Annotated in this window: 19 protein-coding genes and 1 riboswitch; of the genes, 16 read left to right on the top strand and 3 right to left on the bottom strand. The window is 66.6% G+C overall.

Going from position 1 to position 24,481, the window contains the following annotated elements; all coding sequences use genetic code 11:
• Positions 1 to 6 precede the first annotated feature (6 nt).
• Genes AC6IY7_RS09560 through AC6IY7_RS09535 form a run of 6 tightly spaced genes read left to right on the top strand, consistent with a single transcriptional unit; the run spans position 7 to position 7,565 of the window.
• Positions 7 to 1,614, top strand: a complete 1,608-nt coding sequence (locus tag AC6IY7_RS09560) for a carboxyl transferase domain-containing protein (protein WP_497778725.1) — start codon at positions 7 to 9, stop codon at positions 1,612 to 1,614.
• A 55-nt stretch (positions 1,615 to 1,669) separates the two neighbouring features.
• Positions 1,670 to 2,428, top strand: a complete 759-nt coding sequence (locus AC6IY7_RS09555) for an enoyl-CoA hydratase-related protein (protein ID WP_497778724.1) — start codon at positions 1,670 to 1,672, stop codon at positions 2,426 to 2,428.
• The gene (locus AC6IY7_RS09550; RefSeq protein WP_497778723.1) at positions 2,418 to 4,406 is read left to right on the top strand and encodes an acetyl/propionyl/methylcrotonyl-CoA carboxylase subunit alpha; all 1,989 of its coding nucleotides are present in this window, start codon (positions 2,418 to 2,420) and stop codon (positions 4,404 to 4,406) included. The genes AC6IY7_RS09555 and AC6IY7_RS09550 overlap by 11 nt, the downstream gene beginning before the upstream one ends.
• Positions 4,403 to 5,323 carry a hydroxymethylglutaryl-CoA lyase gene (locus AC6IY7_RS09545; protein WP_497778722.1) on the top strand — a complete coding sequence of 307 codons (921 nt, stop codon included), beginning with the start codon at positions 4,403 to 4,405 and terminating at the stop codon, positions 5,321 to 5,323. The genes AC6IY7_RS09550 and AC6IY7_RS09545 overlap by 4 nt, the downstream gene beginning before the upstream one ends.
• Positions 5,320 to 6,369 (top strand): enoyl-CoA hydratase/isomerase family protein, encoded by a 1,050-nt coding sequence (locus AC6IY7_RS09540; RefSeq protein ID WP_497778721.1) that lies wholly within the window; start codon positions 5,320 to 5,322, stop codon positions 6,367 to 6,369. The genes AC6IY7_RS09545 and AC6IY7_RS09540 overlap by 4 nt, the downstream gene beginning before the upstream one ends.
• On the top strand, positions 6,366 to 7,565 hold the full coding sequence (locus tag AC6IY7_RS09535) for an acetyl-CoA C-acyltransferase (RefSeq protein ID WP_497778720.1): 1,200 nt from the start codon (positions 6,366 to 6,368) through the stop codon (positions 7,563 to 7,565). Before AC6IY7_RS09540 ends, AC6IY7_RS09535 begins: the two co-directional genes overlap by 4 nt.
• Positions 7,566 to 7,568: 3 nt before the next feature.
• Here AC6IY7_RS09535 and AC6IY7_RS09530 read toward each other — a convergent pair whose 3' ends face one another.
• Positions 7,569 to 8,690, bottom strand: a complete 1,122-nt coding sequence (locus AC6IY7_RS09530; protein ID WP_497778719.1) for a Glu/Leu/Phe/Val family dehydrogenase — start codon at positions 8,688 to 8,690, stop codon at positions 7,569 to 7,571.
• Between the two features lie 131 nt (positions 8,691 to 8,821).
• On the opposite strand from AC6IY7_RS09530, the gene pdhA reads away from it, so the two are divergent.
• The 8 genes from pdhA to AC6IY7_RS09490 all read left to right on the top strand — a co-directional run bounded on the left by pdhA (position 8,822) and on the right by AC6IY7_RS09490 (position 15,399).
• Complete coding sequence (gene pdhA, locus AC6IY7_RS09525) at positions 8,822 to 9,907, top strand: pyruvate dehydrogenase (acetyl-transferring) E1 component subunit alpha (RefSeq protein WP_497778718.1); 1,086 nt, start codon at positions 8,822 to 8,824, stop codon at positions 9,905 to 9,907.
• Positions 9,900 to 10,880, top strand: a complete 981-nt coding sequence (locus tag AC6IY7_RS09520) for an alpha-ketoacid dehydrogenase subunit beta (protein ID WP_497778717.1) — start codon at positions 9,900 to 9,902, stop codon at positions 10,878 to 10,880. The genes pdhA and AC6IY7_RS09520 overlap by 8 nt, the downstream gene beginning before the upstream one ends.
• Complete coding sequence (locus tag AC6IY7_RS09515) at positions 10,877 to 11,998, top strand: dihydrolipoamide acetyltransferase family protein (protein ID WP_497778716.1); 1,122 nt, start codon at positions 10,877 to 10,879, stop codon at positions 11,996 to 11,998. Before AC6IY7_RS09520 ends, AC6IY7_RS09515 begins: the two co-directional genes overlap by 4 nt.
• A gap of 80 nt (positions 11,999 to 12,078) precedes the next feature.
• Positions 12,079 to 12,423 (top strand): SPW repeat protein, encoded by a 345-nt coding sequence (locus AC6IY7_RS09510; protein WP_497778715.1) that lies wholly within the window; start codon positions 12,079 to 12,081, stop codon positions 12,421 to 12,423.
• 604 nt (positions 12,424 to 13,027) lie between these two features.
• Positions 13,028 to 13,540 carry a hypothetical protein gene (locus AC6IY7_RS09505; RefSeq protein ID WP_497778714.1) on the top strand — a complete coding sequence of 171 codons (513 nt, stop codon included), beginning with the start codon at positions 13,028 to 13,030 and terminating at the stop codon, positions 13,538 to 13,540.
• Positions 13,541 to 13,874: 334 nt separating this feature from the next.
• A riboswitch (Fluoride riboswitch) is annotated at positions 13,875 to 13,936 on the top strand.
• Between the two features lie 306 nt (positions 13,937 to 14,242).
• Positions 14,243 to 14,596: a small metal-binding protein SmbP gene (gene smbP / locus AC6IY7_RS09500; protein WP_497778713.1), complete on the top strand. Its 354-nt coding sequence runs from the start codon at positions 14,243 to 14,245 to the stop codon at positions 14,594 to 14,596.
• A gap of 64 nt (positions 14,597 to 14,660) precedes the next feature.
• Complete coding sequence (gene crcB / locus AC6IY7_RS09495) at positions 14,661 to 15,059, top strand: fluoride efflux transporter CrcB (protein ID WP_497778712.1); 399 nt, start codon at positions 14,661 to 14,663, stop codon at positions 15,057 to 15,059.
• 1 nt (position 15,060) lies between these two features.
• Positions 15,061 to 15,399 carry a DUF190 domain-containing protein gene (locus AC6IY7_RS09490; protein ID WP_497778711.1) on the top strand — a complete coding sequence of 113 codons (339 nt, stop codon included), beginning with the start codon at positions 15,061 to 15,063 and terminating at the stop codon, positions 15,397 to 15,399.
• A 1-nt stretch (position 15,400) separates the two neighbouring features.
• Here AC6IY7_RS09490 and AC6IY7_RS09485 read toward each other — a convergent pair whose 3' ends face one another.
• Positions 15,401 to 19,741 carry a DEAD/DEAH box helicase gene (locus AC6IY7_RS09485; protein ID WP_497778710.1) on the bottom strand — a complete coding sequence of 1,447 codons (4,341 nt, stop codon included), beginning with the start codon at positions 19,739 to 19,741 and terminating at the stop codon, positions 15,401 to 15,403.
• 186 nt (positions 19,742 to 19,927) lie between these two features.
• On the opposite strand from AC6IY7_RS09485, the gene AC6IY7_RS09480 reads away from it, so the two are divergent.
• Positions 19,928 to 22,192, top strand: a complete 2,265-nt coding sequence (locus AC6IY7_RS09480) for a response regulator (protein WP_497778709.1) — start codon at positions 19,928 to 19,930, stop codon at positions 22,190 to 22,192.
• A gap of 39 nt (positions 22,193 to 22,231) precedes the next feature.
• On the top strand, positions 22,232 to 23,383 hold the full coding sequence (locus AC6IY7_RS09475; RefSeq protein ID WP_497778708.1) for a sensor histidine kinase: 1,152 nt from the start codon (positions 22,232 to 22,234) through the stop codon (positions 23,381 to 23,383).
• A gap of 168 nt (positions 23,384 to 23,551) precedes the next feature.
• Here AC6IY7_RS09475 and AC6IY7_RS09470 read toward each other — a convergent pair whose 3' ends face one another.
• Complete coding sequence (locus tag AC6IY7_RS09470; RefSeq protein ID WP_497778707.1) at positions 23,552 to 24,415, bottom strand: dimethylarginine dimethylaminohydrolase family protein; 864 nt, start codon at positions 24,413 to 24,415, stop codon at positions 23,552 to 23,554.
• Positions 24,416 to 24,481 lie beyond the last annotated feature (66 nt).

Raw genomic sequence — 24,481 nt, 5'->3', positions numbered from 1 at the left:
TTGACGATGCCGGTTCTAGAGACCCGATTGGACATGAGCTCCGCGGAATTCGCGGCCAATGCGCAGGCGATGCGCGGCATCGTCGCCGATTTGCGCGCCAAGGCGGCGCGGATCGCCGAGGGCGGCGGCGCCGCGGCGCGCGAGAAGCATGTCGCGCGCGGCAAGATGACGGCGCGCGAGCGCATAGACGCGCTGGTCGATCCCATATCGCCTTTCCTGGAGATCGGCCAATTCGCGGCTTTCGACATGTACGATGGGGAGGCGCCTTGCGCGGGCGTCGTCGCCGGAGTCGGGCGCATTCACGGCCGCGCCTGCATGATCGTCGCCAATGACGCGACGGTGAAGGGCGGCGCCTATTTTCCCCTCACGGTGAAGAAGCATCTGCGCGCGCAGGAGATCGCCGCGCAGAATCGCCTTCCCTGTCTCTATCTCGTCGATTCCGGCGGCGCCAATCTGCCGCGCCAGGACGAGGTGTTTCCCGATCGCGATCATTTCGGCCGTATCTTCTACAATCAGGCGCAGATGTCGGCCGCGGGCATCGCACAGATCGCCGTCGTCATGGGCTCCTGCACGGCGGGCGGCGCCTATGTGCCGGCCATGTCGGACGAGTCGATCATCGTGCGCGACACGGGCACGATTTTCCTCGCCGGGCCGCCGCTCGTGCGCGCCGCCACCGGCGAGGTGGTGACGGCGGAAGAGCTCGGCGGAGCCTTGGTGCATACGCGCCGATCGGGTGTCGCCGATCATTATGCGGAGACCGACGCGCATGCGCTCGGCATTGCGCGCGCGATCGTCGCCGATCTCAGGGCGCCGTCGCGGCCATCGCTGCAACGGCGCGAAGCGCGCGAGCCGCTCTACGAGCCGATGGAGATCTACGGACTCGTCCCCGCCGATCGGCGCCGGCAATATGACGCGCGCGAGCTGGTCGCGAGGTTGGTCGACGCGAGCGAATTCGACGAATTCAAGAAGCTCTATGGCGAGACTCTCGTCACCGGCTTTGCGCATATCGGCGGCTATCGCGTCGGCGTGCTCGCCAATAATGGCGTATTATTCGGCGAGAGCGCACTCAAAGGCGCGCATTTCATCGAGCTCTGCGCGCAGCGCGAGATCCCGCTGCTGTTTCTGCAGAATGTCACCGGCTTCATGGTCGGCCGCGATTACGAGGCGCGCGGCATCGCCAAGGACGGCGCCAAAATGGTGACGGCGGTGGCGACGGCCGCCGTGCCGAAATTCACCGTCATCGTCGGCGGCAGCTTCGGCGCCGGCAATTATGCGATGTGCGGCCGCGCCTATGGCCCCCGCTTTCTGTGGAGCTGGCCCAATGCGCGCATCTCCGTCATGGGCGGAGAGCAGGCCGCGGAAGTTCTCGCACGCGTGCGCGGCGAGAGCTACGCCGCAAAGGAGCGGAGCTGGACCAAGGCGCAGCATAACGCTTATCAGACGCAGATCCGCGAGCAATATGAGCGCCAGGGCCATCCCTATTATGCGAGCGCGCGTCTTTGGGACGATGGCGTCATCGATCCGGCGGACACGCGCCGCGTGCTTGCGCTCTGCCTCGCCGCGGCCTCCAATGCGCCTCTCGAAGCGACGCGCTTCGGCCTGTTTCGTATGTGAGGCGCTCATGTCCTTCATTGCTTCATCGCTCGATTCGCGCGGAGTCGCGACCCTCATGCTCTCCCGCCCGGAGCGCCGCAACGCGCTCGATCAGACGATGGTGAGCGAGCTCATCGAGGCGCTGCGCCGCGCCGCGAATGATACGCAGACGCGCCTCCTCGTGCTCGCTGGCGCAGGCGCCGCCTTTTGCGCGGGCGGCGATATCGACTGGATGAAGCGCGTCGCCGCCGACACGCTGCAGACCAATGAGCGGGACGCTCTTCTGCTCGCCGAGTTGATGCGCACGCTCGATACTCTGCCGAAGCCGACGATCGCGCGCGTCCATGGCGCGGCCTATGGCGGCGGCGTCGGCCTCGTCGCCTGTTGCGACATTGTTCTCGCCGCGGATACGGCGAGCTTCTGTCTCAGCGAGGTGAAGATCGGCCTCACGCCCTCGGTCATCGGTCCCTATGTCCAACGCGCGATCGGCGCGCGCCAGGCTAGGCGCTATTTCCTCACCGCCGAGGTCATTTCCGTCGCTCATGCGCGCGAGCTCGGCCTCGTTCACGAGATCGCGCTCGCCGAAGAGCTCGACGCCCGAGTCGCGCGCATGGTGGAGTCGCTGCTCGCCGGCGCGCCCGGCGCGCAGGCGGAAGCCAAGGCTTCGACCTCGATCTTCGCCGATCGTCCGATCGACGAGGCGCTGATGCGCGAGACAGCCTCGCGTATCGCGGCGCGGCGCGCTTCCGCGGAAGGCAAGGAGGGCCTCGCGGCTTTCCTCGAGAGGCGCGCGCCGTCCTGGAGGCGAGATCGGAATGGCGACGATGTTTCGTAAGATACTCATCGCCAATCGCGGCGAGATCGCCTGCCGCGTGATCGCGACCGCCAAGCGCATGGGAGTCGCGACTGTCGCCGTCTATTCGGACGTCGATGCGCACGCGCGTCATGTCGCGCTCGCCGACGAAGCCTATCCGCTCGGCGCGGCGCCTGCGCGAGACAGCTATCTGTCGATCGACAAGCTCATCGCCATCGCGCGGCGCGCGGGCGTCGAGGCCGTGCATCCAGGCTATGGCTTTCTGTCCGAGAATGCGCTCTTCGCGGAACGCTGCGCCGAGGCCGGCCTCGTCTTCATCGGGCCGACGCCGCAGGCCATGCGCCTGATGGGATCGAAAGCGCAGGCGCGCGCCGCGATGGAGCGCGCGGGCGTTCCGATCGTGCCGGGATTCCATGGCGCGCAGGATGGGGACAGTCTCATCGAAGCGGCGACGCGCATCGGCTTTCCCGTTCTCGTCAAAGCCTCGGCGGGCGGCGGCGGCAAAGGCATGCGCCTCGTCGCCGCGCCGAATGAATTGCGCGGCGCGATCGAGAGCGCCCGGCGCGAGGCGGCGTCCGCTTTCGGCGACGAATCGCTGCTGATCGAAAAGGCGCTCGATGAGCCGCGTCACATCGAGGTGCAAATCTTCGGCGATGCGCATGGCGGCCTCGTCGCTTTCCCCGAGCGCGATTGCTCGATTCAACGCCGACATCAGAAGATCATGGAGGAGACCCCGGCTCCAGGGCTGTCGACAGAGCTGCGGCGCGCGCTGCGCGAGTCGGCGCGCGCCGCCGGCCGCACGGTCGCTTATCTCGGCGCCGGGACGGTCGAGTTTCTCGTCATGGGCGAGACATTCTACTTTCTCGAGATGAACACGCGGCTGCAGGTCGAGCATCCGATTACCGAAATGATCGCCGGATTCGATCTCGTCGAATGGCAATTGCGCGTCGCCGCCGGTGAGCCGTTGCCCGCGAGGCAGGAGGAGATCGCGTCCCATGGACATGCGATCGAGGCGAGGCTCTATGCGGAGGCGCCGGCGCAGGATTTTCTCCCCTCCGTCGGACGGCTCGACCATTGGCGCGCGCCGCAGGAGAGCCATTCGCTTCGCGTCGAGACCGGCGTGCGCGAGGGCGATGCGGTCACGCCATTCTATGATCCTCTGCTCGCCAAGATCGTCGCGCATGGCGAGGATCGCAACGCCGCGCGCGCGCGTCTCGCCGCGGCGTTGCGGGACTGCGAGATCGTCGGCGTAAAGACCAATCTGCTCTTGCTGCGCGCCATTCTCGACAGCGACGCTCATGCGGAGGCGCGGATCGACACGCGATTTTTGTCTCGCCATCTCGATTTGATCCTCGCCGGAACCGAGGCGTTGGACGAAGCGAAAGAGACGATCGTCCTCGCCGCGGGCGCCGCGGCCTGGCTCGCCGGCCTGCGCGCGGAGCGCGAGGACGGGACGCCTTGGGACGCGACCGACGCATGGCGCCTCAATGGCGGGGCGCGGCAAAGCCTCCGTTTCCGCCTGGGCGATTCCGACATTGCGCTCACTCTCGCGCCTCTGCCCAAGGGCGCGTTTCGTTTGGAGACGGCGAAGTCGCTGCACCACATCGAATCCGAGACGCATTCGCGCCGCATGAGCTTGCGCATCGACGGCGTCGAGCGAAAGCTCTCGATCGTCGAGCGCGAGGGAGGCTTCGTCGTCATTCTCGACGGTCGAAACGATGAGCTGTCGATCGTCGATCCGCTGGCGCCGCCGCGCGCGCAGAGCGAAGGCGACGCCGCGCTCGCCGCGCCCTTGCCGGCGCGCGTCACCGGGCTTTTCGCGAGCGTCGGCGAGAGCGTCAAGAAAGGCGCGCCGCTGATCATGCTCGAGGCGATGAAGATGGAGATCGCATTGTCGGCGCCGCGCGACGGACTCATATCGGAGATTCGTCCGGCGATCGGCGATATGGTGAAGCAGGGCGAGCGGCTGATCGTCTTCGCCGAGGGAGAAGCGGCATGAGCATTGCGCGGCGCGTCCGCATCGTCGAGGTCGGTCCGCGCGACGGCTTGCAGAATGAAAGCGTGCTGCTCGCCGTGGAGAACAAGGTGACGCTGATCGAAAAGCTCGCGGCTGCGGGGCTCCGCGACATAGAGGCGGGAAGCTTCGTCTCGGCCAAGCGCGTCCCGCAAATGGCGGATACGAAAGCCGTGCTCGCCCGTTTGCGGCCGCCGCCGCATGTCCATCTTTCCGTTCTCGTGCCCAATATGCGCGGGCTCGAGGAGGCGCTCGCCTGCGGCGTGCGCGGCGTCGCCGTCTTCGCCGCGGCGACGGAGACATTCTCGAAAGAAAACATCGGCTGCTCGATCGCGGAAAGTCTCGCGCGCTACGCTCCTCTCGTCGAGGCCGCGGTCGGCGCGGGCCTCGATGTGCGCGGCTATGTTTCCTGCGCGCTCGGCTGCCCCTTCGAAGGCGATGTCGCGCCACGCGCGGTCGCCACTCTCGCGCGCGATCTCGCCGCCCTCGGTTGCCGCGAGATCTCGCTCGGCGACACGATCGGCGTCGGCGCGCCCTTGCAGGCGCGCAAGCTCGTCGAGGAGGTCGGGCGCGATGTTCCGCTGGCGCAGATCGCGGTGCATTTTCACGACACTTATGGGCAGGCGCTCGCCAATATATTCGCTTCGCTCGAGATGGGCGTCGGCGTCGTCGACGCTTCGGTCGCGGGCCTCGGCGGCTGTCCTTTCGCGCCGGGCGCCGGCGGCAATGTCGCGACGGAGGATGTCGTCTATATGCTGGAGCATTCGGGAATAGAGACCGGCGTCGATCTCGATGCGCTGATCGACGCCGGCGTTTTCATCTGCGAAAGGCTCGGACGCGAGAACCAGAGTCGCGCCGCGCGCGCGCTGCTCGCCCGGCGCAGGAGGGACCATAGGGCATGAGCGACATCCTCGTCTCACGTGCGCGTAATGTCGGCTCCATCGCGCTCGATCGCCCGAAAGCGCTGAACAGCCTCACGCTCGAGATGATCCGCGACTTCGCGCGCGCGCTCGATTGCTTCGGCGCCGATCGGCAGATCGTCGGCGTGGTGGTGACGGGGGAAGGCGCGCGCGGCTTTTGCGCCGGCGGCGACATACGCGCGCTCTATGAGCTGCGCGCGGGAGATCACACGCTCTATGAGACATTCTGGCGCGAAGAATATGAATTGAACGCGCGCATCGCCGGCTTTCCGAAACCCTATGTCGTCGTGATGGACGGGATCGTCATGGGCGGCGGCGTCGGTCTTTCCGCGCATGGCAATTTTCGCATCGTCACGGAGCGCACGCGCCTCGCCATGCCGGAGACCGGCATCGGCTTCATTCCCGATGTCGGCGGCTCTTTTCTGCTGACGCGCAATGGTGGCGTCGGCCGCTATATGGCGCTTTCCGGCGTGGCGGTTGGGCCGCATGACGCGATCTTCGCCGGCCTCGCCGACGTCCTCGTCGATTCGACCTCGCTTCCCGAGCTGCTGGCGCTGCTGCGCGACATAAGCGAAGCGGAAGAGGTCCGGTCGCTGCTCGCGCGCTTTGCGAAATCCTCCGGCTTCGGCGCTTTGTCGCGACACGAATCCTTGTTGCGTCGGGTCATGGCGCATTCGAGCGTCGAGCGCATCATCGCCGCGCTCGAGGCGGAGGGTTCCGATTTTGCGCGCGAAGCGGCGACGACGATCGCTCTGCGCTCGCCGACGAGCCTGAAGGTCACGCTGCAGCTGCTGCGTCGCGCCGCCGAGGCGAGCAGTCTCGAGGCCTGTCTGCGTCAGGAGTTTCGCACGGCTTGCAATCTGCTTTCGACGCATGATCTCTACGAGGGCATTCGCGCCGCCGTCATCGACAAGGATCGCGCTCCGCATTGGTCGCCAGCGACGCTCGCGGAAGTGGACGAAGCTTCGGTGAAGGCGTTGCTCGACGGCGGCGCGCCGCCGAATCTCGAGTTTCGAGCCTGGACATGACTGCGACCGAGGCTTTCGATCCTGTCGTCATCATCGGCGCGGCGCGCACGCCGATCGGCGGCCTGCTCGGCGAATTGAAGAGCGTCGCGGCGCCGCAGCTCGGCGCGGCGGCGATCCGCGCCGCCGTCGCGCGCGCCGATGCGCCGACCGATCAGATCGACGATGTGCTCATGGGCTGCGTGCTCTCCGCCGGCCTCGGCCAGGCGCCGGCGCGCCAGGCCTCGCTCGCCGCGGGATTGCCGGAGGCGGCGGGCTGCGTGACGATCAACAAAATGTGCGGCTCCGGCATGAAGGCGATCCAGCTCGCGCATGATCAATTGCTCGCCGGCAGCTCGCACGCCATCGTCGCCGGCGGCATGGAGAGCATGAGCAACGCGCCCTATCTGCTCGAGCGCGTGCGCGAAGGCTATCGCATGGGTCATAAGCAGCTCGTCGATCATATGTTTCTCGATGGGCTCGAGGACGCCTATGAGAAGGGTCGGCTGATGGGCGACTTCGCCGAGGATTGCGCGACGACGCATCAGTTCACCCGCAAAATGCTGGATGATTATGCGATGGCGTCGCTGCTGCGCGCGCAGCAGGCCGCGCGTGAGGGCGCATTCGATTGGGAGATCGCGCCTCTCGAAACGCGGGACCGCAAAGTGACGGCGACGATCGCGCGCGATGAATTGCCAGCGAAGGCGAATGTCGAGCAAATCGCGACATTGAAGCCGGCGTTTCGCGAGGGCGGCACGGTGACAGCGGCCAATTCCAGCGCCATCTCCGACGGCGCCGCCGCGCTCGTGCTGATGCGGCGCGGCCGCGCCGAGCGCGCCGGCCTCGTCCCGCTCGCGATCATTCGCGCCCATGCGACGCACGCCGGGCCGCCCAATCTGTTTCCGACGGCGCCCATCTCCGCCATGCGCAAGCTCGCCGAGCGCGTCGGCTGGCCGCTCTCCAGCGTCGATCTCTTCGAGATCAACGAGGCGTTCGCCGTCGTCGTCATGGCGGCGATGCGCGAGCTCGGCGTGCCGCGGGAGAAGGTGAATGTGCATGGCGGCGCCTGCGCGCTCGGCCATCCGATCGGCGCCTCGGGCGCGCGCATCGTCGTCACGTTGCTGGCGGCCATGCGCAAATATGGGCTGCGGCGCGGCGTCGCCGCGCTCTGCATCGGCGGCGGCGAGGCGACGGCGCTTGCGATCGAGCGTCTGGATTGACGCTCAGCGCCAGCGCTGCGTCGCCATCATCTTGCGCAGCCGCTCCTGTACCAGAGCCGTGGCGGCGTCGCGCAGCGATAGGCGCAGCGCGGCGGCGCGCGCGATAATCTCCTGCATATTGCGGGAAATCTTTTCTTCGATCGCCGCGAAGGCGGCTTTCTCGTCGCCGCCGGCATATTCCACGGAGGCGCAGATGACGCCGCCGGCATTGGCGATGAAATCCGGCGCGCTGACGATTCCGCGCTCGAACATCATTCGTTCAGCCTCCGCCGTCGCCGGAATATTGGCGCCTTGCACGACGAGCCTGCATTGTAGCCGTCCTATATTGTCGGCGCGCAGCACATCCGGTCGCGCGGCGGGAATGAAGATGTCGCAAGCCGCGGAGAGCAGCGCGTCCGAAGCGAGCGCTGCTCCGCGACCATGGCTCGCGACGCTGCGGCCTTCCCGGCGCGTTTGCGCCAGCGCGTCTATGTCGAGGCCGGCGGCGTCATAGATCGCGCCGCGGCTGTCGGAGGCGCCGACGAGGATCGCGCCCTTGCGCGAGAGAAAGCGCGCCGCATGTCGCCCGACGGCGCCGAAGCCCTCGACGACGACGCGCGCGCCTTCGAGCTTCAATCCAGCGAAAGGCGCGGCGGCCTCAGCCGCTATAGCGACGCCATAGCCGGTGGCGCCGATCTCGTCGAGCGGTATGCCGCCGATCTCGGCGGGCAGTCCGACGGCGCGGCCGATCTCGTCATGCACATAGGCCATGCAGGTTTCGTTCGTGCCCATGTCGGGCCCTGGGATGTAATCGGTCAAGGGTTCGATCGCTTTGGCGAAGGCGCGAATGAGCTGCTCCTTCTCCGGCGGCGGCATGAAGGGATCACCGAAGATGACGGATTTGCCGCCGCCGTGGCGCAGGCCGCAGGCGGCGTTCTTCAGCGTCATGGCGCGGGCGAGGCGGAAGCATTCCTCGACGCTGACGTCGGGAGCCATGCGCACGCCGCCTATAGCAGGGCCGGCGGCGACATTGTCGATGACGACGATCGCCTCGAGGCCGACGCCCGGCGTGCTCACATAGACGATCTTCGCCGGGCCGAATTCATCGACGAAGGGGAAAGCGTCGGATTTGAACGCCGGGGACATGGAACATGAACTGGGCGCGGACGGACTCGCATTCAAGCGCGCGCGGCGTTTCGCAGCAAAAAAATCCCCTAAGGCGATGAAAAACGCGATGCGGCGCCTTACCTCACTCTGACGAAGCTCGAGGCAGGCCCATGGGCATTGGCGTCTCCTTCCAGATCGACTTTTTTCGTTTTCTCTCTGCCGAAGGCGAGCTCGACCCTTCGACGCCGCGCGAAGCGATAGAGGCGGAGCTTTTGCTCGATCTCTATCGCGCCATGGCGCGTACGCGCGCTTATGACGGCAAAGCCATCGCTCTGCAGCGCACCGGCAAGCTCGGCACTTTCGCTTCCGCGCTGGGGCAGGAGGCGATCGGCGTCGGCGTCGGCTCCGCCATGCGCAGAGAGGATGTGCTCGCGCCCTCCTATCGCGACCATGGCGCGCAATTGCTGCGCGGCATGACCATGGCGGAAAATCTCGTCTATTGGGGCGGCGACGAGCGCGGCAGCGATTACGCCGTTCCGCGCTGCGATTTTCCGATCTGCGTTCCTGTCGGCACGCAGGTCGCACATGCGGCAGGCGCGGCCTATGCTTTCAAATTGCACGACGAGAAGCGCGTCGCCGTGACGATCCTCGGCGACGGCGGCGCCTCGACCGGCGATTTCTATTCGGCCTTGAACATGGCCGGCGTCTGGCGCGTTCCGCTCGTCGTCGTCATCAATAATAATCAATGGGCGATCTCGACGCCGCGCGCGCTCGAATCGGCCACGGTGACGCTCGCGCAAAAGGCGGTGGCGGCCGGCGTCGAAGGATATCAGGTCGACGGCAATGATGTGATCGCCATGCGTCACATCGCGAGCCTCGCCATAGAGAAGGCGCGCGACGGCGGCGGACCGACGCTCATCGAGGCGCTGAGCTACAGGCTCGGCGATCATACGACGGCCGATGACGCGACGCGCTATCGCGATTCCGAGATCGTGCGGCGCGAGGCGGAGAAGGAGCCGATCGGACGGCTACGCAAATATCTCGGCGCGCGGCGCCTGTGGAGCGAGGAGCAGGAGAAGCGCCTCGCGAAAGACTGCGCCGAGGAGGTCGAGCGCGCGGTCGCTGCCTATCTGGCGACGCCGCCGCAGAATTTCTCGGCCATGTTCGATCACCTCTTCGCGCGCCTGCCCGAGTCGATGCGCGATCAATATGAAGAGGCGCAGCGCTTCGCTCCGAAGGATGGCGGCCATGGCTGAGCTCACTCTCGTCGAAGCCGTCAATCGCGCGCTGGCGCATGCGCTCGAGCATGATCCCGCCGTGCTGCTTCTCGGCGAGGACATAGGCGTCAATGGCGGCGTGTTCCGCGCGACGCTCGGCTTGCAGCAGCGCTTCGGCTCGGCGCGCGTCATCGACACGCCGCTCGCCGAGGCGGCCATCGCCGGCGTCGCCGTCGGCATGGCGGCGATGGGGCTGAAGCCGGTGATGGAGATTCAATTCAGCGGCTTCATCTATCCGGCGATGGATCAGCTCATCAATCACGCCTCGCGCCTGCGCAATCGCACGCGCGGCAGGCTCACCTGCCCCATGGTGCTGCGCGCGCCCAATGGCGCTGGCATTCATGCGCCCGAGCATCACTCGGAAAGCCCCGAGGCGATGTTCGCGCATACGCCGGGCCTTCGCGTCGTCATTCCGTCTTCGCCTTCGCGCGCCTATGGCCTGCTGCTCGCCGCCATTCGCGATCCAGATCCGGTCGTCTTCCTCGAGCCGACGCGGCTCTATCGCCTGTTCAAGCAAGAGGTGATCGACGACGGCGAGAGCCTGCCGCTCGACACATGCTTCGTCTCGCGCGAGGGGCGCGACGTCACGCTCGTCGCCTGGGGCGGCATGCTGCACGAAGCGCTCGCGGCCGCCGAGAGTCTCGGCAATGAGGGCGTCGATTGCGAGGTCATAGACGTCGCGACGCTGAAGCCGCTCGATGCGGAGACCATACTGCGCTCGGTGGAAAAGACCGGCCGTTGCGTCATCGTGCAGGAGGCCGCGCGCACCGCCGGCTTCGGCGCCGAGATCGCGGCGATCCTCGCCGAGCGCGGGCTCTATACGCTGCTGGCGCCCGTGCGGCGCGTCACCGGCTATGACGTGGTCATGCCGTTGGCGCGGCTCGAGGGACAATATCTGCCGAGCGTCGCGCGCATCGCCGACGCCGTGCGCAAGACGATGGAGGCGGCATGAGCGTCTTCAAGCTTCCCGATCTCGGCGAAGGACTGCAAGAGGCCGAGTTGGTGCAATGGCATGTCGCGCCCGGCGAGGAGGTCGCTGTCGACCAGCCGCTCGTCTCCGTCGAGACCGCCAAGGCGGTCGTCGAAATCCCTTCGCCACAAGCGGGCCGTATCGAGAAGCTGTTTGCGCAGGCCGGCGAGATCATCCGCATCGGCGGTCCGCTCATCGCTTTCGCCGGCGAGGCGGAGGCGGAAATTGCGAAAGAGGACAAAGGAACCGTCGTCGGCGCCATGGAGACGAGCGGCCGCGTGCTGCAGGAAGGCGCAGCGCCGCTCGGGCGCAATGGCGCCGGCCTTCGCGCGACGCCAGCGGTGCGCGCGCTGGCGCGACGGCTCGATGTCGATCTCACAATGGTGACGCCATCCGGCGCCGATGGCGTCATCACCTCAGGCGATGTGCAGCGCGTGGCGCGCATATTGTCGGAGGCCGCGCCCGCCGAGCCGCTCCGCGGCTTTCGTCGCGCCATGGCGCAGAATATGGCGCTGGCTCAGGCCGAGGTCGCCGCGGCGACCGTCGTCGACGACGCCGACATAGACGCTTGGCCGCAAGAAACGGATACGACGCTGCGCCTCGTGCGCGCGCTCGTCGCCGGATGCCGCGTCGAGCCGGGGCTCAACGCCTGGTTCGAATCCCATGCGCTGGCGCGGCGCGTGCTCGCCAAGATCGATCTCGGCATCGCCGTCGACTCGGCCGAGGGCGGACTGTTCGTGCCCGTGCTGCGCAATGTCGCGGAGCGCGATCCGGCGGATCTGCGCGCCGGGCTGAACAAGATGCGCGCCGATATTGACGCGCGCCGCATTCCGCCGGAGGAGTTGCGCGGCGCGACCATCACCCTCTCCAATTTCGGCATGATCGCGGGGCGCTACGCCGCGCCCATCGTGCTGCCGCCGACGGTCGCCATTCTCGGCGCCGGCCGCATTCGCCGCGCGATCGTCGCCGATGACGACGGCCGGCCCGTGGCGCGGCGCATGTTGCCGCTGAGCCTCACTTTCGATCATCGCGTCGTCACTGGCGGCGAGGCGGCGCGCTTCCTCGGCGCCGTCATCGCCGATCTCGGCAGCCCCGTCTGAGCGAGCGCTTGAAGGCGGAGCCGCCGACGCCATATCCGCCGCTCATCGTTCAGAGGCTGGGGCGAGCGGGAGGGCGCATCATGTCGATTCAGCGCATCACACACACACCCGATTGGGGCAGCCTCGCCATCGCCGCAATCCTGCTGCTCGCACCCTGGATTCTCCATTACACGAGCTGGATGGCGACGCTGGCGACGAGCTTCTCTGCGGCCATTCTCCTGCTGCTCTCGGCCGTCGCCTTCGCCGAGATCGACGACAGCGAGACGCCCGAATATTTCATCGTCGGCGTCTGGCTGCTGGTCTCGCCCTGGATTCTCGGCTTCTGGCCGGACACGCGGGCGCTTCTCGTCCATCTGCTGGTCGGCGGCGCGCTCGTCGCCTATGCCGCCTGGGAGATATGGGGCGCGTCCGCGTCCCGTCGCTGAGAGGCGAGACGCACAGAGCGCTTTCCGATCGAACGGGACCGTTCGATCGATCAGAATTCGCTCCAACGAAAGAAGGCGAGAGCGCCATCCGGTCCGATTGGATCGGATGGCGCTCTAGCGTCGCCGGAGCCGTGCGGCGACCGAAAATGGATAGAATTTGAATAGATTTATAGTATTTCAGGCCAGAAAACGAGTAGAGTTTTCTATTCTTTCGCGAGAGACTGCAGAAATCCGTCACGGAATCGTCGTCCGGCCTCCGTCACAATGCATTGAAATATAATGATTTTAATCATAGGCTGGCGCCCTCGCGCGGCGCATAAGTACATGTCCTAATTTTGGATTCGGCCGACAACAAGTATTGACGGACCAGCGCGGCCTGCTGTGAGCCGGCCGACCAGGGAGATTAGGCGCATATGACCTCGATCGATCAATTTTATCTCCGCAATCAATCGATAAATTTGAGGCGTTTCTTTCGGGTTCCGGTTTTTGCCGATCCGCTTTGCCGATCCCTTCATCCATTCGCCGACAGCCCGGCGTTCGCCGTCGGCTGATCGCCTCGTCGATCGAACTGTAACGAGTTTGCGTAACGCGTAAGGAGCTCCTCATGATTACCGTGTCGCAATGCGCGGCCCAGGCGGGCCTGGCTTCCAACGAGCTGGTGCTGGGCTCCATCCCCTCTCCCGAGCATGACGCGCTCCTCGAGAGCTATCTGCTCAATGGCCATCGCGGCCTCTGCGCCGTGCGCGCGATGATCGTCGCCGATCTGCGCGGCTTCCTCGATCTCGGCGTGACGGCGCGGGCGGCCGATCTGCTGATCGTGCTCCGGCTGCTGCTCACCGCGCATCCCGAGGCCGGTCTCGTCGCTCGTCCACACGCCGCCGAGCGCGAGGCGGCCTTCGAGGCCGCATTGCTCGGCCATTATGTCGACGCCCACCGGGGCCGGGCCGCCACGGGCGGGGCCTTGCGCGAGCCGGGCGTGGTGCTGTCCTTCGCGCGCGAGGGACGCCGCTCGGATCGTCGCGCGGCGCGGGGCGAGCCGCCGGAATCCCTTTGCGGCGGCGATCCAATCGTCGCCCGCTTCGGCTCGCGCCTGTTCTATCTGAGGGGCGACCGCTGAGAGCCCAGCGCCGTGGACCAAAAGTCCGGGTGATCGGATGAGCGAGATCAGCGCGGCGGATGAGGCGTTTGCGCCTCCCCCTCGAGGAGGAGGTCGAGCGCCCAAGGGAGCGATTCCGCCGAGTCTTTCTCGTTGAAACCCCACCCTGGATGGCTTCGCCGTCCGACCCTCCTCCCTCGAAGCCCTCGAGGGAGGAGGTAAAAGCGTCTTTTCCAGCGTTTTTCTTGTTCCCCCGAGCCGAGCCCTGGCCTGCACTCCATCTCCACTCCCATCGCCTCCTTGACGCTGTCTCATCGCTTAGCTACGAATCGCGCATAGGTCGCCGCTTCAGGGCGCGCGACCGGGGGATGGGGTCCCCCTCCAACCGCCGCAAAGGCTGATAACTCCTGCTGAAGTCCGATGATCGACCGATCGTCGGAAAGAGCGATTTATTCGCTCGGCAGGAGCCGGCCATGATGCAGTCCGCGGTTTTTCTCGTTGCACACATCCGTTTCGACGAAAGCGCGCGCGTCGCCGCGGCCGCGCTTTCGATCGATCTTCGTCGCCCGCCGACGCGAGCCCTCGACCGAGCGGTCACGGCCCACCAAACGAGATTCGAGTGACCGCATCGATCGGCCACGACGGACAAAGCGCGGCCGATAACGAGAAATCGAATCCAAAAGCGCCGACCGAGAAGGCTTCGGTCGAAAAAGGAGGAATGAAATGGACATACGCAAATGGGGGCTCGCCGCGAGCCTCGGCCTGGCCGCGCTCGTCGGGGCGAATCTCGCTCATGCCGACGACCGGCTGCAGCAGGCGATCTATCACGTCAACGAGGCGATCACTCAGGGCGGCAAGCTCCATGACGCCGGCCTGCTCTCCTATCACGCCGATCTCGCGCTCGAGAAAGCCGAAGGGCTTCAGAAGTTCAAGCCCAATCCTCACATGGCCGAGGCGATCGTCCATATAAAGGCGGCGATAGAGGAGGGGCAGGCGAACCACGCCGAAGCCGCGACCAGGCAGGCGAAGGAAGCGTTGGAGCATCTCGAGGAAGCGAGCAAAGAGACGCCCCAATAAGGCTCATGACGCGCTAGGCCGCAGACGGCCTCGCGCGAAGCTCCCACCCGCAAATAGGCCAGCGATGATCTATGTTCTCATCATGATCGGCAGCGCGATCGGCGGCGTCGCGCGCTATTGGCTCTCGGGAGTCGTCGCCCGATGTTTCGGCGAGACCTTCCCCTGGGGCACGCTGATGGTGAACGCCTCCGGCTGTTTCGCGATCGGCTTTTTCGCCACCCTCACTGCGCCGGAGGACGGCCGGCTCTTCATCGATTCCGAGACGCGGCAATTCGTCATGATCGGCCTTTGCGGCGGCTATACGACCTTCTCCTCCTTCGGCCTGCAGACGCTCAATCTCATGCGCAGCGGCGAGGCTTTCGCGGCGCTGGCCAATATCGGCCTTTCGCTCGGGCTCTGCCTATTCGCCGTCTGGCTCGGACATATCGCCGCCGCTCATCTCAACGCGCTGAAAGGAGCGTGACATGCAACTGCCTCGAGACGCGACGCTGCTTCGAATTTTCACCGGCGAGAACGCCAAATTCGACGGACGCTTGCTCCATGAGGCGATCGTGCTGAAAGCCCGCGAGCTGCATCTGGCCGGCGCGACCGTGCTGCGCGGCCCCATGGGCTTCGGCCACAACAGCCGATTGCACACGACGAAGATCCTGCGCCTCTCCAACGATCTGCCGCTCGTCGTAGAGATCGTCGACGCGCAGGAGAAGATCGACGCCTTTCTCCCCATTCTCGATGCGATGATGACCAGCGGGCTGGTCACGCTCGAGAAAGTGCAGGTGCTGCGCTACGGCGAGAAGGCCGGCTGAGTCACGCCAGATCGGCGAGCTGCCCCCGCGCCGCCGAGCGGATGAGGCGCTTTTCCGCCTCCCATCGCGTCGCTTCGTCGACATTGGCCAAAAACTCGATTTTGCCGCCCGCGAGCGCGGCGATCGGCAATCCATCGCGAAACAGCAGGCGATTGCCGGTGAGCGCGGCGAGCTTGCCGCCCGGAGTCAGCACGCCGATGAGATTGAGCGGATCGGCCGCCGACAGCGACACATATTGCCCGTCGGCCGGCCGGCGGCGAATCTCGCGCAGCAGGCCGACGGCGTCCGGCAGCGCATATTGCTCGCCGGAAAAGCCGGCGACGAAACGCCCGCCGCGAATTTCGCCGCGCGCCTCGAGCCGTCGATAGACGCGCAGGAGATCGCGCCAGGGCGGCAGCCAGCCGCCTTCGCGCGCCAGCAGCCGCCAGAAGACGACGCCGTAGCGGCGCAGCAGCGCCTGCGCGATGTGCTCTACGCAAGCGTGACGCGCTTGCGAGCCCGGCGCCGCATAGGCGCGGCGGATCAGCGACCAGCGGCCGGCGCTCTCCATGCCGAAGGCGAGCACCTTGCCGCGCCGCCGCGCGCCGTCGAAAGGCTTGCGCTTCTCGGAGGGCACGAGCAGCGCGCGCAGCCCGCCGAAACTATCCGAAGTGACGAGGCCGAGCGCGGCCAGCTCGCCCAGCGCCGTCTCCAGCTCCGAGCGCAGCAGGCGCGAGGCGTCGACCAGTTCCTCGAAGAACAGCGCCCCCTCAGCGCGCAGCGTTTCGAGCGCCAATTGCGCGCGGCCGCTCAGCGCCGGCGGCTCGGTGGGCGTGGCGATAGCGGTCCAATCGCCGAGCCGTCGCCGCTCCAAAAGGGCGACCGGCGAGCTTTTGATCGGCGAGACGGCGCGGGCGCCCTTGGCGGCGGCGGGCGGAGTCAGCCGCGCCCAGGCGATGCGGCCGGAGAGGCAGAGCGAGTCGAGATAGCCTGTTTCGTAATCGGAGAGTCGGGCGGGGAGAATTTCCGTCTCCCAGGCGCCTGCCGGCGCTTCATATCCCTCGAGGCCGGAGAGAGCGGCGGGCAGCGCCTCCGGCCCTTTCAGCCGGGCGTCCTCGGCGACATGCTGCCAATCGAAGAGAAAGCGCAGGAAGTCGCGCGCCGCCACCGGCTCGATCTCGGCGCGCAGACGCTTGATCGTATAGTGGTGGATGCGCGCCAGCAGGCGGCGGTCGCACCATTGCTCGTCATTGGCCCCGGGCAGGAAGCGCCCGCGCATGATCGTGCCTTCCGCCTCCAGCGCGACGAGCGCGGTCGCAAGGCTCGCGGGCTCGAAGCCGAGCGCTGCGGCGAGCCCCGTCTGCGTGACCGGACCCAGCCCCTCGAGCCGGCCGCGCAAAATCTCGATCAGCGCCTGCTCGGCGGACCATAGCGCCGGCGCTTCGCCCTCGGGCGGCGAAATCTTCGGCGCCAGCCGCGCCTTGGGCCAGAGGGCATGAAATTGCGTCAGCCGCTCCGCCGCGACCCAGAACGCCGCCTGGCCGGTCTCGAAACGCGTCGCGCGCTTTTGCTTCGCCAGCGCCTCGAGCCAGCCGGCCCAGTCCGGCGCGGCGGCGACCTCCGCCTCTGTGACGCAACCGATCCAGAGCAGAGCGTCATGCAACTCCTCCGGGTCGATGGGCTCGGGCCAGGCTTCCGACTTCACGCGCTCGATCGCCTCCTCGTCCAGCCGGCCGAGATCGGAGGCGCTCTGCGGGTCCTGCCAGCGGCGCGCCATCACCGCCTGCGCGCGGCGCTCCTCGAGCGGCGCGTCGTCGAGGAAGGCGTAAGGCCGCGCGGAGAGCACCTCCAGCGCCAGCGGGGACGGCTGGGTCAGATCGCAGGCGACGACGAGCACCTCTCCCGACTCCATCCGCCGCAGCAGGCGCTCGAGCCCGTCTATGTCCATCGCCTCGTGCAGGCAGTCCCATATGGTCTGATTGGTCAGCGGATGGTCGGGAACCTCGCGCTCGCCGGCGAGATTTTCGGCGCAGGCGATCTGATCGGGAAACACTGCGGCGACCAGATCCTCCGCCTGCATGCGCAGAAATTGCGGCGGCGTCTTCCTGCCGCCCTGGAAGCGCGGCAGGGCGAGCGAGATTCCTGCCGTCCAGCGCCAGCGCGTCATGAACATGGGCGCGGTGAGCATCGCCTGCACCAGCACGCCGCGCACGCTGTTGGAATGAAGATAATGCGCGACCTCGGCGAGCTCGAAACTATGCGCCGTGGTGAGCGAGAGCAGGATATTGTCCTCGGTGGCCGCCGCCTGTAGCTCGAAGTTGAACTTGCGGCAGAAGCGTTTGCGCAGCGCGAGGCCAAAGGCGCGATTGATGCGCCCGCCGAAGGGCGAATGCACGACGAGCTGCATGCCGCCGGCCTCGTCGAAGAATCGCTCCAGCACCAGAGTGTCCTGTGTCGGCAGCACGCCGCCGAAGGCGCCGAGCGCGCCGGAAAGATATTCGACCAGTTGCTCCGCGGCGGGCGGCGCGACGCCCACCTCTTCCATCAGCCAGCGCTGCGCCTCGCCGCCGCCCGAGTCCCTGCGCAGCCGCTCGGCGATCTCGCCGCGCAGACGCGAGACGGAGAAGGACAGCTCATCGGCGCGCGCCGGCGCCTCGCCGAGCCAGAAGGGAATGGTCGGCGGCTGACCCTGCGCATCCTCGACGCGCAAGGTCCCGCGCTCGACGCGTTGCACGCGATAGGAGGCGTTGCCGAGCTGGAAAATATCGCCCGCCATGCTCTCGACGGCGAAATCCTCATGCACCGTGCCGACGATGTGATTCTCCGGCTCCAGCAGCACTTGATAATCGGCGGTCTCGGGGATGGCGCCGCCGGAGGTGAGCGCCGTCATGCGCGCGCCGCGCCGCTCGCGCAGAATGTGATTCACCGCATCGTGATGCAGCAGCGCGCCGCGCCGTCCGCGCCGCGTCGCATAGCCCTCGGCGAGCATCTTCACCACATCGTCGAACTCGGCGCGCTCCAATGCGCGATAGGGCCAGGCGCGCTTGAAACGCTCATAGAGCTCGGCCTCGCCCCATTCCTGCGCCGCGACCTCGGCGACGATCTGTTGGGCGAGCACATCGAGCGGGCGATGCGGAATGGTGAGCCGGTCCAATTCGCCGCGCCGCACGCTGTCGAGCAGCGCCGCGCATTCGACGAGATCGTCGCGCGACAAGGGAAACAGCCGCCCCTTGGGCAGGCCGCCGACGACATGGCCGGACCGCCCGACGCGCTGCAGAAAGCTCGCTATGGAGCGCGGCGAGGCGATCTGGCAGACGAGCGTCACATCGCCAATATCGATGCCGAGCTCCAGCGAGGCGGTCGCGACCAGGGCTTTCAACTCGCCGCGTTTCAGCCTTTGCTCGGCGAGCAGGCGATGCTCCTTCGCCATGCTGCCGTGATGCGAGGTGACGGCCGCCTCGCCGAGGCGATCCGACAATTCGCGGGCGATGCGCTCGGCCAAGCGGCGTGTGTTCACGAAGACCAGAGTCGTGCGATGCTCGGCGATCAGCTCGGCGAGCCGGTCATAGACTTGGCGCCAGACCTCCGCCGACATCACCGCTTCGAGCGGCGCGCCGGGAACCTCTATGGCGAGATCGCGGGCGCGGTGATGGCCGGAATCGACGATTGCCGGCTCGCGCGCCGGCGCGGCGTTCGAGCCCGCGCCGACGAGGAAATGCGCCACAGAAGCGATCGGGTTCTGCGTGGCGGAGAGGCCGATGCGCTGCAATCCGTCGCCGCAGAGCGCCGCGAGCCGCTCCAGCGAGAGCGAAAGATGCGCCCCGCGCTTATTGGGCGCGACGGCGTGGATCTCGTCCACGATGATCGCGCGCGTCGTCGAGAGCGCCTTGCGGCCCGATTCGGAGCCGAGCAGCACATAGAGCGATTCGGGCGTGGTCACGAGAATATGCGGCGGGCGCTTGCGCATTCGCGCGCGCTCGGCGGTGGGCGTGTCGCCGGTGCGCACCAGCACGCGAATGTCGACATCGGGCAGGTCGGAAAGTCGTAGCTTTTCGCGCACGCCGGCGAGCGGGGCCTCGAGATTGCGGCTCACATCGTTGGAAAGCGCTTTGAGCGGAGACACATAGACGATTCGCGTCTCGTCCCGCAGCGTCCCGGCGAGACCCTGGCGGATGAGATCGTCGATCGCCGCGAGAAAGGCGGCGAGCGTCTTGCCGGAGCCGGTGGGAGCTGCGATCAGTATATTGCAGCCGGATTTGATCTGCGGCCAAGCTTCCGCTTGCGCCGGCGTCGCGTTGCGGAAATGATCGGCGAACCATGCCGAAACCGCCGGATGAAAAAGGTGCGACAGGTGCATGGCCATGAGGAGAGAAGAGGAGCCCGTAGGGCGGGCAGGCTAGCGGCGATCCGGCCGCAGGCCAACCGCGAGATTTGGGAATTTCGCCGAGGCGCGACCAGCCCCCGGCGGCTCCAGACGCATTTCGAGCCGAACGAGAACAGGCCGCTCGCGCCGAGCGGATGACTCCGCTATTGCGCCGAGAGGATGTTCATGCGCAGCAAATTCATCGACACGTCTTCGTTTCTCTACGCGGGCTTCGCCGTTCTGGCGGCGTCGCTGTTCGCCGCCTTCGCTTTCGTCGGCAAGCAGGCGACCGATTATCGCGACGTGCGACAGCTCATCGGCGAAAGGCAGATCCAGCACCGCATCCTCGATCACCTCCAGGGGGCGGAATCGGCGCAACGTGGCTATCTGCTGACCAATGACCTGGCCTATCTCGCCCCGCTCGACGCCGCGACGAAGCGGGTCGACGCGGATTTCGACGTCCTGACCAGCGCGACCGAGCCCGGCGAAGGACGCAACACGCTGGAGGCGTTGCGCGCGCTGGCGACTGCCAAGCTCGCCGAGTTGCGCCATACGGTGGAGCTGCAGGCCGCGGGAAAGCATGACGACGCCGTGGCCATATTGCGTGAGGGCGCCGGCAAGGAGAGCATGGAGCGCCTGCGCTCCGGCCTCGACGCCAAATCCGCGCATCAGCAGCAGAGGATCGACGCGCAATCGCGCATCGTGGAGAAGAACGGCTCGCTGCTGCGCGCGGGCGCGGCGCTCGCCATCTCCATTACCATTCTCATCGGCGCGGCGACGATCGGCCTGCTGCGCAGCCGGCTCGACGAGATCGCCGCCGCGCAATCGGAGCTGCGCGACGTCAATGCGGCGCTTTCCACCGAAGCGGCGCAGCGCGAGCAGCTCGCCGAGCAATTGCGGCAATCGCAGAAAATGGAGGCGATCGGCCAGCTGACCGGCGGCCTCGCGCATGATTTCAACAATATGCTCGCCGTCGTCATCGGCAGCGTCAATCTCGCCAAGCGGCGGCTCGCGACCGATCCGGCGGAGACGCTGCGCTATCTCGACGGCGCGCTCGAAGGCGCCGAGCATGCGGCGACGCTGACGCATCGCCTGCTCGCCTTCTCGCGGCGCCAGCCGCTCGCGCCCGAGCCGATCGACCCCAATAAGATGGTCTCGTCCATGGCCGAGATGCTTCGCCGCACGCTCGGCGAGGATGTGCGCCTCGAAGCGGTGTTCGCCGGCGGCCTGTGGCGCGCCTTCGCCGATCCGAGCCAGCTCGAGACGACGATCCTCAATCTCGCGCTCAACGCGCGCGACGCCATGCCCCAGGGCGGCAAGCTCACGATAGAGACGAGCAACGCCTATCTCGACGAAGAATATTCCGCGCGCGAGATCGGCATACCGCCCGGCCAATATGTGCTGATCGCCGTCACCGACACCGGAACCGGCATGAACCGCGAAACTGTCGCGCGCGCATTCGATCCTTTCTTCACCACCAAGCCCGCCGGACGCGGCACCGGGCTCGGCCTTAGCCAGGTCTATGGCTTCGTGCGGCAATCGGGCGGCCATGTCCGCATCTATTCGGAGCAGGGGCTCGGCACGACGATCAAGCTCTATCTGCCCCGCCATCACGGCTCGACGATGGTGGCGACCGCCGCCGTCACCCAGACGCGCTCCGCGCCGCGCAGCGAGAAGAGCGAGACGATCCTCATCGTCGAGGACGATGTGCGCGTGCGCGAGCTCACCGCCGACACGCTCGAGGAGCTCGGCTATAATGTGCTCGCCGCCGAGAGCGCCGCCGCCGCGCTGCGCCAGCTCGAGGTGAACCCGAATATCTCAGTGCTCTTCACTGATGTGGTGATGCCCGACACCAATGGCCGCAAGCTCGCCGAGGAGGCATGGAAGCGGCGGCCCGATCTGAAGATTCTCTTCACCACCGGCTATACGCCCAACGCCGTCGTCCATAATGGCGTGCTCGATCCGGGCGTCGAGCTCATCGTCAAGCCCTATTCGATCGATCGTCTGGCGCGCAAGGTCCGCGATGTGCTGGACGGCGCGCGCTCCGCCGCGCCGGACGCGAAGACGACGCGGCGCAAGGTTTTGATCGTCGACGACGACGCCGCCGTCTGCGAGGCCATGGCCGAGCTGCTGCGCCTCGAGAATTACGAGGTCTGCGTCGCGAGCGACGGATTGCGCGCGCTCGAGGCGACGCAGAGCTTCAAGCCGGACGTCGCTCTGCTCGATCTCGGCCTTCCCGGCAAGGACGGCTATGAGACCGCGCGCGAGCTGCGCGCGCTGCCGGAGGGCCGCGACATTCTTTTGCTCGCCTCGACCGGCGCCGGCGGCGACGATGTGCGCCGTCTCTGCGAGGCGGCGGGATTCGACCGCCACCTCGTCAAGCCGATCGATCTGGATGCGTTGAAGGCGCTGATCGACGGCCAAAAGCCGCACCCCACTCGCTCTGCGTGAGGCGCTTGCCCATATAGGGGAGCCGAGGGCTCACTCCTTATGTCCGCGCTCATGCATGCGACGCCCGAACAGCTGAAGATGATCGTCGAATCCGCCTTTGCGGCGCGATTTCTCTTGAGCGATGATCATATTCTCTACGTCAATCAGGCGACCGAGGACATGTTCGGCTATTCGGCCGAAGAGCTCGTCGGCCGCACGGTCGACATGCTGCTGCCGGAGGATGCGCGCGCGCGCGACGCCCATTTGCGCGAGACATACTATCAATCCCCGCGCCGCATTCTGCTCGGCGTCGACACGGACCTGCGCGGCCGCAAGAAGAGCGGCGCCGAATTTCCCGTGCATGTCGGCCTCGCGCCGATCCATGACGATGACGGACGCCTGTTCGTCGCCGTCACCGTCTTCGACATTTCACATCACAAGGAGATCGAGCGTCAGCTCGTCGAGCGCGCGAACGAGCTGCAGCTCGCCAATGAGCGTCTGGCGCGCTTCGCCTATATCGCCTCGCATGATCTGCAGGAGCCGCTGCGCAAGATCGCCGCCTTCGCCGAGATCATGACCGCCTCGCTCGCCAGGCATGAGCCGCGCGAGGCCGAACATGCGAGCGAGGTTGTGCGCCGCTCGGCGCTGCGGGCGCGGGAGCTGGTGGACGGGCTGCTCGCCTATTCGCGGCAAGTGTCGACGCCGCCGCGACTGCAGCCGCTCGACGTGCGCGAGGAGATCGAGGCTGTCGCCTCGGACTTTTCCGAGCTGCTTCGGCAGACAAGAGCGAAGGTCGTCGTCGCCGTTCCGCCGGGCGTGATCGTGAATGCGGACAGGCCGCAGTTCGAGCGCTGCCTCGCCAATCTCCTGTCCAATGCGATCAAATATCGCAAGCCGGACCGCGCGCCCGACATTCGCTTTTCAGTGAAGCGCGCGGGGCGGGAGCTGCGCATTTCGATCGTCGATGACGGCATAGGATTCGAGCCCAAATACGCCGAGGCCATATTCGAGCCGTTGCGGCGGCTCCACAGCTTCACGCAATATCCGGGAACGGGCGTCGGCCTCGCTCTGTGCAAATCCATGTGCGAGCGGCACGGCTGGCGTATAGAGGCGCGCTCGCAGCTCGGCGCCGGCGCGACATTCACGATGACGATCCCGCAGGGCGAGGCGTCGCCGTCTGGAGTCACTCCGGTTCAGATTGAACCGGAATGACTCTAGATCTCCTTGTTCGGTCGTGTTTTCTTCACGCGAACCGGTTCCCACTTCGCTCGAAAACACTCTAGAGTCTTTCCGTGTTTCATTGAAACACGGAAAGACTCTAGGCTTTTGTTTTGACGCGTTTCCAACGCCGAACCGGTGTCCACTTCGGCTGGAAGCGCTCTAGCGTTCTGAAAGCTTCAGCGTGAGGCATTTGGCGGCGCCGCCCGCCTTCATGAATTCCGAGAGCGGCGCGAGAACCGGCGCAAAGCCGGCGTCGCGCAGGCGCTTCTGCAACTGCGGCGAAGCGTCGTTCATCGCCACGCTCTCGGTGAGATCGACGGCGTTGCAAGCAAAGCGCATCGCATCCGCTTCGTCGATCTCTATACGCTTCTCGAGCGGAACGATTTTCTCGATCGCCGCGCGCGAGGCGGCGTCGAAAGCAGGCGGATAATACATCAGCCAGCCGCCGGCGAGCGGGCAGAAGCAAGTATCGAGATGATAGAAGCGCGGATCGACGAGCCGCAAGCCGATGACGCGCCGCCCGATGATATTCTCCAGCGCCGCGGGCGCCTCCGCGGCCGAGCGCATGCCATGGCCGCACCAGACGACATCCGCCCCGCGATCGATGAGCGCGTCACCCGCGCCTTCGAAGGGAATAGACTCGGGCCAGGGCGCGATTTGGAACCCTCGCGCCGCGAAGAAGGCGCGAAACAAGGGCTCCTCCGGCCGCCGCTCTTCGGCGCGGAAGCGGCTGACGACCGCAATGTCGCCGAGCACGAAGCCGGCGTTGGCGGTGAACACCATATCGGGCAGGCCCGCGGCAGGCGGGACCAGCTCGACCTCCGCGCTCTGCGCGACGAGCGCGCGCAGATTTTGCCACTGATCGCGCGCGAGCGAATGCGTCGTGCGGCCGATCTGATGCTCCATCCAAGGATTGATGACATAGCGCACGTCGAAATCGTCCGGCGCGCACATCAATATGTGCTGACGCGTCTCGTCGTGCGGCGCGCGGGCGGCTTCGAACATAGGATGCGGCTGCGTCATCTGCGTCCTTTCGCTTCGTGTCTCGCACGAAGACGGCGCCGAGACGTCTACTCCGTCTCGGCGCCG

The sequence above is a fragment of the Methylosinus sp. is20ea genome (assembly GCF_059718135.1).
Note: the sequence above shows the minus strand (reverse complement) of the source record. Positions and strands in the feature narration are given on the sequence as shown.